This window comes from Streptomyces sp. NPDC051987 (assembly GCF_040680735.1).
Taxonomy (GTDB): Bacteria; Actinomycetota; Actinomycetes; order Streptomycetales; family Streptomycetaceae; genus Streptomyces.
The window spans coordinates 87,820-97,095 of record NZ_JBFAXI010000030.1 but is presented as its reverse complement, the minus strand read 5'-3'; the positions used below and the strand labels follow the sequence as shown (position 1 = coordinate 97,095).

The 9,276-nt window shown below is 73.3% G+C and carries 5 protein-coding genes; all 5 read left to right on the top strand.

The features are described from left to right. Window positions 1–261: 261 nt before the first annotated feature. On the top strand, window positions 262–2,700 hold the full coding sequence (locus AB0M11_RS18660; protein ID WP_365706688.1) for an FAD-dependent oxidoreductase: 2,439 nt from the start codon (window positions 262–264) through the stop codon (window positions 2,698–2,700). A gap of 156 nt (window positions 2,701–2,856) precedes the next feature. Next, window positions 2,857–4,140, top strand: a complete 1,284-nt coding sequence (glyA, locus tag AB0M11_RS18655; RefSeq protein WP_365706686.1) for a serine hydroxymethyltransferase — start codon at window positions 2,857–2,859, stop codon at window positions 4,138–4,140. Next, window positions 4,137–5,369: a sarcosine oxidase subunit beta family protein gene (locus tag AB0M11_RS18650; protein WP_365706684.1), complete on the top strand. Its 1,233-nt coding sequence runs from the start codon at window positions 4,137–4,139 to the stop codon at window positions 5,367–5,369. Before glyA ends, AB0M11_RS18650 begins: the two co-directional genes overlap by 4 nt. Before the next feature lie 11 nt (window positions 5,370–5,380). Beyond that, window positions 5,381–8,629, top strand: coding sequence for a sarcosine oxidase subunit delta family protein (locus AB0M11_RS18645; RefSeq protein WP_365706682.1), 3,249 nt, complete (start codon window positions 5,381–5,383; stop codon window positions 8,627–8,629). After that, on the top strand, window positions 8,622–9,224 hold the full coding sequence (locus AB0M11_RS18640) for a sarcosine oxidase subunit gamma family protein (RefSeq protein WP_365706680.1): 603 nt from the start codon (window positions 8,622–8,624) through the stop codon (window positions 9,222–9,224). Before AB0M11_RS18645 ends, AB0M11_RS18640 begins: the two co-directional genes overlap by 8 nt. The last annotated feature ends 52 nt before the right edge of the window (window positions 9,225–9,276 follow it).

Sequence of the window (9,276 nt, the reverse complement as noted above, 5' to 3'; positions counted from 1 at the left end):
GGTTGCTTTTTTTTGGGGGGGGGGGCGCCCTTTTCTGGGTCGGGGCGGGGGGGGGGGGGGGGCCGCACAGCTGCGCGCCGCCCGCCGGGCGTCGCCGTTCCCCGGCCGGCGCGGTGCCGTCGCGCGGGCCGTCCGCGGGCTGTCCCGGCAGGCCGTCACCCCCTTGACACCCCTCCTCGGAGGCGGGCACATTGAGTTGCGCAGCCTGAATCACGTTGCGTACGAAGCAACTGCACCGGTCTCAAGTTCGGAGGTTGGGCGATGGCGGGACCCCGAGTGGTCATCATCGGAGCGGGCGTCGTGGGGGCGGCCCTCGCGGACGAGATCTCCCAACGCGGCTGGACCGAGGTGACCGTGGTCGACCAGGGCCCCCTCCCGGCCACCGGCGGCTCGACCTCGCACGCCCCGGGTCTGGTCTTCCAGACGAACCCCTCGAAGACCATGACGGAGCTGGCCCGCTACACCGTCGAGAAGTTCTGCTCCCTCGACGTCGACGGCAAGCCCTGCTTCCTCCAGGTCGGCGGCCTCGAAGTGGCCACCACCCCCGAGCGCCTCGCCGAGCTCCACCGCCGCCACGGCTGGATCACCGCCTGGGGCATCGAGGCACGGATCCTCACCCCCGAGGAGTGCGTCCGGCAGCACCCGCTGGTCAACCCCGACCGGGTGCTCGGCGGACTCCTCGTCCCCACCGACGGCCTCGCCAAGGCCGTCCTCGCCGTCGAGGCCCAGATCCGCCGGGCCACCGCACGCGGCGTGCGCTTCCTCGAACGCCACGAGGTCCTCGACGTACGGCAGAGCGAGGGCGCCGTCACCGGGGTGCTGACCGACCAGGGCGAGATCCCCGCCGACATCGTGGTCTGCTGCGCCGGCATCTGGGGCCCGCGGATCGCCCGCATGGTCGGCATGAACCTGCCGCTCACGCCGCTCGCCCACCAGCTCGCCTGGACCGGCCCGGTCCCCGCCCTCGCCGGCCAGACCGAGGAGGCCGTCCGCCCGATCCTGCGCCACCAGGACGCCGACCTCTACTACCGCGACCGCTTCGACACCCTCGGCATCGGCTACTACGGCCACCGGCCGATGCCGGTCTCCGCCGACGACATCCTCTCCGTCGACGAAGCCGACCAGATGCCCTCGGTCCTGAAGTTCACCGAGGAGGACTTCGCGGACGCCTGGACCGAGACCCAGTCCCTGCTCCCCGCGACCCGCGAGGCCAAGGTCGAGGAGGGCATCAACGGCCTGTTCTCCTTCACCACCGACGGCTACCCGCTGCTCGGCGAGTCCCCGGACGTCAAGGGCTTCTGGGTCGCCGAGGCCGTCTGGGTCACCCACTCCGCGGGCGTCGGCCGCGCGGTCGCCGAATGGCTGGTGGACGGCCACTGCTCGTCCTTCGACCTGCACGAGTGCGATGTCAACCGCTTCGAGCCGCACCAGCTCGCGCCGGAGTACGTACTGGCCCGCGACTGCCAGAACTTCGTCGAGGTCTACGACATCCTCCACCCCCTCCAGCCGTCCGGGAAACCGCGCCCGATCCGCACCAGCCCCTTCCACGCCCGCCAGCAGGAACACGGCGCGTTCTTCCTGGAGGCGAACGGCTGGGAGCGCCCGCAGTGGTACGAGGCGAACGCGAGCCTCCTCGAAGGCCGTACGATCCCCACCCCCAACGACTGGGCGGCCCGCTACTGGTCACCGATCGTCGGCGCCGAGGCCCAGGTCACCCGCGAGACCGTCGCGATGTACGACATGACCGCCCTCAAGCGCCTGGAGGTCAGCGGCCCCGGCGCCGCCGGCTTCCTGGAGGGCCTGGTCACCGGCAAGGTCGCCAAGTCGGTCGGCTCGGTGACGTACACGCTGCTGCTCGACCACGACGGCGGCATCCGCAGCGACATCACCGTGGCCCGCCTCGGCCGCGACCTCTTCCAGGTCGGCGCCAACGGCAACCTCGACCTCGACTGGTTCACCCGCCACCTGCCCGCCGACGGCAGGGTCCAGGTCCGGGACATCACCCCCGGCACCTGCTGCATCGGCCTGTGGGGCCCGCTGGCCCGCGAGGTCCTGCAGCCCCTCACCGACGAGGACTTCTCGGGCGAGGGCCTCAAGTACTTCCGCGCCAAGCGCGCCTACATCGGTTCGGTGCCGGTCACCGCGATGCGGCTGTCGTACGTCGGCGAGCTCGGCTGGGAGCTGTACACGACCGCCGACCAGGGCCAGAAGCTGTGGGACACCCTGTGGTCCGCGGCCCGGCCGCTCGGCGGGATCATCGCCGGGCGCGGCGCCTTCAACAGCCTGCGCCTGGAGAAGGGATACCGCTCCTTCGGCACCGACATGACCTACGAGCACGACCCCTACGAGGCCGGTGTCGGCTTCGCCGTCAGGCCCGACAAGGGCGACTTCGTCGGCAAGGCCGCGCTGGAGCGCCGCAGGGCGGACGTGCGGCGCAGGCTGAGCTGCCTCACCGTCGACGACCCGCGGGCCGTCGTCATGGGCAAGGAGCCGGTGTACGACGGCGATCGGGCCGTCGGCTACGTGACCAGCGCGGCCTACGGCTACACGATCGGCAAGGGGATCGCGTACGCGTGGCTGCCGGCGGAGCTGGCGGTGCCGGGGACCGGCGTCCAGATCGGCTACTTCGACCAGCGGGTGGCCGCCGTGGTGGCCGAGGAGCCGTTGTTCGACCCGGCGATGAGCCGTCTCCGTGGGTGAGGGTGCGCAGCGGAGTGCCGCGGTGTGCCGTCGGCCGGCTGCGGGCTCGTCGTGGCCGGTCGGGCCCGCGCGGTGGCAGCCGCAATGTCAGCACAGCCCCGCGCCCCTCGGGGGCGCGACCCTCACCCAGGCAGTCGAAAGGATCGCGGAACCGGTATGAACGCGCTGAACACCCCCCTGGCCGAGCTCGATCCCGAGGTTCATGCCGCGCTCCGGGCCGAGCTGCACCGGCAGCAGGCCACGCTGGAGATGATCGCCTCCGAGAACTTCGCGCCCACCGCCGTGATGGAGGCGCAGGGGTCGGTCGCCACGAACAAGTACGCCGAGGGCTACCCCGGCCGCCGCTACTACGGCGGCTGCGAGCACGTCGACGTCACCGAGCGGCTGGCGATCGAGCGGGTCAAGGCCCTTTTCGGCGCCGGGTTCGCCAACGTGCAGCCGCACTCGGGCGCCCAGGCCAACACCGCCGTCTTCTTCGCCCTCCTCCAGCCCGGGGACACCGTCCTCGGCCTCGACCTCGCGCACGGCGGCCACCTCACCCACGGCATGCGCCTCAACTACAGCGGCAAGATGCTCGACGTCGTGCCGTACCACGTCTCCGCGACCGACCACCGCGTCGACATGGACGAGGTGGAACGGCTCGCCAAGGAACACCGGCCGAAAATGATCATCGCGGGCTGGTCGGCGTACCCGCGGCAGCTGGACTTCGCGGCCTTCCGCCGGATCGCCGACGAGGTGGGCGCCCTCCTCATGGTCGACATGGCGCACTTCGCGGGCCTGGTCGCGGCCGGGCTGCACCCCAGCCCGGTCCCGCACGCCCACGTGGTCACCACGACCACGCACAAGACCCTCGGCGGGCCGCGCGGCGGAGTCGTCCTCACCAACGACGCCGACCTCGCCAAGAAGATCAACTCGGCGGTCTTCCCCGGGATGCAGGGCGGCCCGCTGGAGCACGTCATCGCCGCGAAGGCCGTCTCCTTCAAGGTCGCCGCGTCACCCGAGTTCGCCGAGCGCCAGGCCCGCACCCTGGCCGGCGCCGCCCTCCTCGCCGAACGCCTCACCCGGCCGGACGCGGCCGCCGCCGGAGTGAAGGTGCTGACCGGCGGCACGGACGTCCACCTCGTCCTGGTGGACCTGCGCGACTCGCCCCTCGACGGCCGCCAGGCGGAGGACCTCCTCCACTCCATCGGCATCACCGTGAACCGCAACGCCGTCCCCTTCGACCCCCGCCCGCCCATGGTCACCTCCGGCCTGCGCATCGGCACCCCTGCGCTGGCCACCCGGGGCTTCACGGCGGCGGACTTCGCCGAGGTCGCCGACGTCATCGCGCTGGCCCTCCAGCCCGACCCGGACGTACCCGCCCTGCGCGCCCGCACCGAGGCGCTGGCCGCCGGACACCCGCTCTACCCGCACCTGTCGCACGACGGAGACGACCGATGAGCCCCCGCACCCCCGGCGCCGACCTCCCCGACCACCCCGACTTCCTCTGGCGCACCCCCGAGCCCAGGCGGTCCTACGACGTCGTCATCGTGGGCGGCGGCGGACACGGCCTCGCCACCGCCCACTACCTGGCGAAGAACCACGGCATCACCAACGTGGCCGTCCTGGAGAAGGGCTGGCTCGCGGGCGGCAACATGGCCCGCAACACCACGATCATCCGCTCCAACTACCTGTGGGACGAGAGCGCCGGCATCTACGAACACGCCCTGAGACTCTGGGAGGGCCTGGAGGAGGAACTCGACTACCCGATCCTCTTCTCCCAGCGCGGCGTCCTGAACCTCGCCCACAGCCTGCAGGACGTCCGCGACAGCGTCCGCCGGGTCGAGGCCAACCGCCTCAACGGCGTCGACGCCGAGTGGCTCGACGCGGACGGCGTCAAAGAGGTCTGCCCGATCGTCAACACCTCGCCCGACGTGCGCTACCCGGTCCTCGGCGGCACCTACCAGCCCCGCGCAGGCATCGCCAAGCACGACTACGTGGCCTGGGGCTTCGCCCGTTCCGCGGACGCGGCCGGCATCGACATCATCCAGAACTGCGAGGTCACGGGGCTGGACGTGGTGGGCGGCCGGATCGTCGGCGTCCGGACCACCCTCGGCCCGATCGCGGCGGGCAAGGTGGCCCTGTGCTCGGCCGGCCACACCTCGGTGCTGGCCGCGATGGCGGGCGTCGAACTCCCGCTGCAGAGCCACCCCCTGCAGGCGCTCGTCTCGGAGCTGCTCGAACCCGTCCACCCCACCGTGGTGATGTCCAACGCGGTGCACGTGTATGTCAGCCAGGCGCACAAGGGCGAGCTGGTGATGGGCGCGGGCATCGACGCCTACAACTCCTACACCCAGCGCGGCGCGTTCCACATCATCGAGGAGCAGATGGCGGCGGCCCTCGAACTGTTCCCGGTCTTCGCCCGCGCCCACGTCCTGCGCACCTGGGGCGGCATCGTCGACGTCAGCCCCGACGCCTCGCCGATCGTGGGCCTCACCCCGGTGGACGACCTCTACCTCAACTGCGGCTGGGGAACGGGCGGCTTCAAGGCCACCCCCGGGGTCGGCTGGGTCTACGCCCACACCATCGCGCACGGCACGCCCCACCCCCTGAACGCCCCCTTCTCGCTCGACCGTTTCACCACCGGCGCGCTCGTCGACGAGCACGGCGCCGCCGCGGTGGCCCACTAGGGAGCCCGACCATGCTGCTCATCCCCTGCCCGTGGTGCGGGCCCCGCGACGAGACCGAGTTCCACTACGGCGGCCAGGCCCACGTGCCGTACCCGGAGAACCCGGCCGCCCTCACCGACGAGGAGTGGGCGCGGTACCTGTTCTTCCGCGACAACCCCAAGGGCCCGTTCGCGGAACGCTGGAGCCACGCCGCGGGCTGCCGACGGTGGTTCAACGCGGTCCGCGACACGTCGACGAACGAGATCCTGACGGTGTACCGGACGGGCGAGCCGCGTCCCGTGGCTGCCGAGCCCCGACCACTCGATTCAGCCCGTCCGGCGTTTGAGGACGAGGCCGTCCAGGCCGAAGCGGGGTCCGGGGGCGCGGCCCCCGGCGGGGTCGACGGGGCGGCGCCCCTTCAGGACGGGACGGTCAGGGGCGGCGGGGGCGAGCCGACCCCCTTCCGCACCCCCACCGGCGGCCGCATCGACCGCACCGCCCCCCTCACCTTCACCTTCGACGGCACCGTGTACCAGGGCTACCGAGGCGACACCCTCGCCTCCGCCCTCCTCGCCAACGGAGTCATCCGGACCGCCACCAGCATCAGACTCGGCCGCCCCCGGGGCATCTTCTCCGCCGGCGTCGAGGAACCCAACGCGGTCGTCCAGATCGAGGCCCCGTTCCCCGAGCCCATGCTCCCCGCCACCACCGTCGAACTCCACGACGGCCTGGTGGCGAGCAGCCTCCCCGGCCAGGGCCGCCTCGCCACCAGTCCCGACCCGGCCCGCTACGACGCCGTACACGCCCACTGCGACCTGCTCGTCATCGGCGCGGGGCCGGCCGGCCTCGCCGCCGCGGCCGCCGCGGCGACCAGCGGCGCGCGCGTCATCCTCGCCGACGACCAGCCGGAACCCGGCGGCAGCCTGCTCGGCACCGGCGAGCACCTCGACTGGGTGGCGGCGACCCGCGCCCGCCTCGAAGCCGCTCCCGAGGTACGCGTCCTGCCCCGCACCACGGTCTTCGGTCACTACGACGACAACCACCTCCTCGCGGTGGAACGCCGCACCACCCACCTCGGCGCCGACGCGCCCCGGCACGTCTCCCGCGAGCGCGTGTGGCGGATCCGTGCCCGGCGCGTGGTCCTCGCCACCGGCGCCCACGAGCGGTCCCTCGCGTTCGGCGACAACGACCGCCCCGGCGTGATGCTGGCGGCTTCCGCGCGGACGTACCTGCACCGGTACGCCGTGCTGCCCGGCCGCCGCGCGGTCGTCTTCACCACCAACGACAGTGCCTACGCCGCCGCCCTCGACCTCGCCGCAGCCGGGGTGGACGTCGCGGCGATCGCCGACACCCGCGCCGAGCCGGGGGAGTGGGCCGAGCGTGCCCGGTCCGCGGGGATCGAGGTGCTGGCGGGACACGCGGTCACCGGCACGGCGGGCGGCGACCGGCTCACCGCCGTGACCGTCGCCCCGTACCGGACGGCAGCCACCGCCCCACAGCGGGAGTTCGCCGCCGACCTGCTCCTGGTCTCCGGTGGCTGGAACCCGGTCGCCCACCTGTTCAGCCAGGCGGGCGGCAAGCTCCGCCACGACGCGGCCCTCGGCACGTTCGTCCCCGACGGCTGCCGTCAGGCGGTCGAGGTCGCGGGCGCCGCGAACGGCACCTTCGACCTCGCCGCGGCCCTGGCCCAGGGGGCGGCGGCAGGTGCCCGCGCGGTCGCGGCCGAGGGCTACGCCACCGGGACGCCGACGCCCGCCCTGCCCGCCGTCGCCCCGCGGCCCCACACCCCGCCCCTGCACGCCTTCACGGTCCCCACCGCCACCGAGGCGCCCCGCTTCGTCGACCTCCAGCGCGACGTCACCGTGGCGGACCTGGCCCGCGCGACCGGCGCCGGCCTGCGCTCGGTGGAGCACACCAAGCGCTACACCACGGCCGGCACCGCCAACGACCAGGGCAAGACCGGCGGCGTGCTGGCGAGCGGAGTGGTCGCCGAACTCCTCGGCGTGGACATCTCGGCGCTCGGCCTGCCCACCTTCCGGCCGCCGTACACCCCGGTCTCCTTCGCGGCCCTCGCCGGCCGCGACCGGGGCGCGCTCCTCGACCCGGTCCGCACCACCGCCCTGCACGGCCGGCACGTCGAACTCGGCGCGCTCTTCGAGAACGTCGGCCAGTGGAAGCGGCCCTGGTACTACCCGCGGGACGGCGAGGACATGGAGACCGCCGTGCTCCGCGAGTGCCGCGCCGCCCGCGAGGGCGTCGCCCTCATGGACGCCTCCACCCTCGGCAAGATCGACGTCCAGGGCCCGGACGCGGCGCTCTTCCTCGACCGGCTCTACACCAACATGATGAGCACCCTGAAGGTCGGCATGATCCGCTACGGCGTGATGTGCCGGCTGGACGGGATGGTGTTCGACGACGGCACGGTCATCCGGCTCGCCCCCGACCGGTTCCTGGTCACCACCACGACCGGCAACGCGGCGGCCGTGCTGGACTGGATGGAGGAGTGGCTGCAGACCGAGTGGCCGGAGCTGCGGGTGCACTGCACCTCGGTCACCGAGCACTGGGCCACCGTCGCCCTGGTCGGCCCCCGGTCCCGAGCGGTCCTCGGCTCGCTCGCGCCCGAACTGGCCGTGGGCAACGAGGACTTCCCGTTCATGGCCTGGCGGGAGACCACCGTCGCCGGCCTCGGGGCCCGGGTGTGCCGGATCAGCTTCTCCGGTGAACTGGCCTACGAGATCAACGTGTCGCCGTGGGACGCCGTCGCGCTCTGGGAGGCGTTGTCCGAGGCGGGGGAGCCCTACGGCATCACGCCGTACGGCACCGAGACCATGCACGTGCTGCGCGCCGAGAAGGGCTACCCGATCGTCGGCCAGGACACCGACGGCACGGTCACCCCGCAGGACCTCGGCATGGGCTGGGCGGTGTCGAAGAAGAAGCCGGACTTCATCGGCAAGCGGTCCCACGCCCGCGCCGACACCCTCCGCCCCGACCGCAAGCACCTGGTCGCGCTGCTCACGGACGACCCCGGCGCCTTCCTCCCGGAGGGCACGCACCTGGTCGCCGCAAGCGAACTCCCCGCCCCGCCCGTGCCGATGCTCGGTCACGTCACCTCCAGCTACCGCAGCGCGGCACTCGGCCGGACCTTCGCGCTCGCCCTGGTGAAGGGCGGCCGGGACCGCATCGGCGAACGCCTCTACGCCCCGGTCGGTGAACGGCTGCTGCCGGTGACCGTCGCAAGCCCCGTCCTCTACGACCCCGAGGGAGCCCGCCGCGATGGCTGACACCGCCCCGACCGCACGCCGGCGCAGCCCCCTGGCCGACGCCGCGCCCCGCCTGGCCGCCGCGACCCGCTCCTCCAGGGGCGCCCTCCGCCTGGCCGAACTCCCCTTCCTCGCCCAGGTGGACGTCCGCCTCGACGCCAAGGGCCCGACGGCGGACGCCGTGGGACTGACCCTCGGGCTCCAACTCCCCCTGGAACCGGACACGGTGGTGCACGCGGGCGAGGTGACCGCGGTGTGGCTCGGCCCCGACGAATGGCTCGTGGTGGGCCGGCCCGGCACCGAACGGGACCTGGAGAGCCGGATCCGCGCGGCCGCCGGGGACGAACCGATCGCCGTCACCGACGTCTCCGCCCAGCGCACCACCCTCCTGGTCGGCGGTCCGCGCGCCCGCGACCTGCTCGCCCACGGCTGCGCCCTGGACCTCCACCCACGCGCCTTCGGCCCCGGCCGCTGCGCCCAGACGACGCTGGCCCGCGCCCAGGTCGTCCTGGTCGCACGGGAGGAGACCCGGGCCGGATTCTGGGTCCTGGTGCGCTCGTCCTTCGCCGGCTACCTGGCGGACTGGCTCCTGGACGCCGCCGTGGAATACGTCTGAGCCACCACGAACGGCGGGCCGGCACCCACCTGGGGTGCCGGCCCGCCGTTCC

Bases quoted from the DNA above. Each gene is read 5' to 3' on its own strand.
- AB0M11_RS18640 (WP_365706680.1), top strand. From the start codon at position 8,622: ATGGCTGACACCGCCCCGACCGCACGCCGGCGCAGCCCCCTGGCCGAC.
- AB0M11_RS18650 (WP_365706684.1), top strand. From the start codon at position 4,137: ATGAGCCCCCGCACCCCCGGCGCCGACCTCCCCGACCACCCCGACTTC.
- AB0M11_RS18645 (WP_365706682.1), top strand. From the start codon at position 5,381: ATGCTGCTCATCCCCTGCCCGTGGTGCGGGCCCCGCGACGAGACCGAG.
- glyA (WP_365706686.1), top strand. From the start codon at position 2,857: ATGAACGCGCTGAACACCCCCCTGGCCGAGCTCGATCCCGAGGTTCAT.
- AB0M11_RS18660 (WP_365706688.1), top strand. From the start codon at position 262: ATGGCGGGACCCCGAGTGGTCATCATCGGAGCGGGCGTCGTGGGGGCG.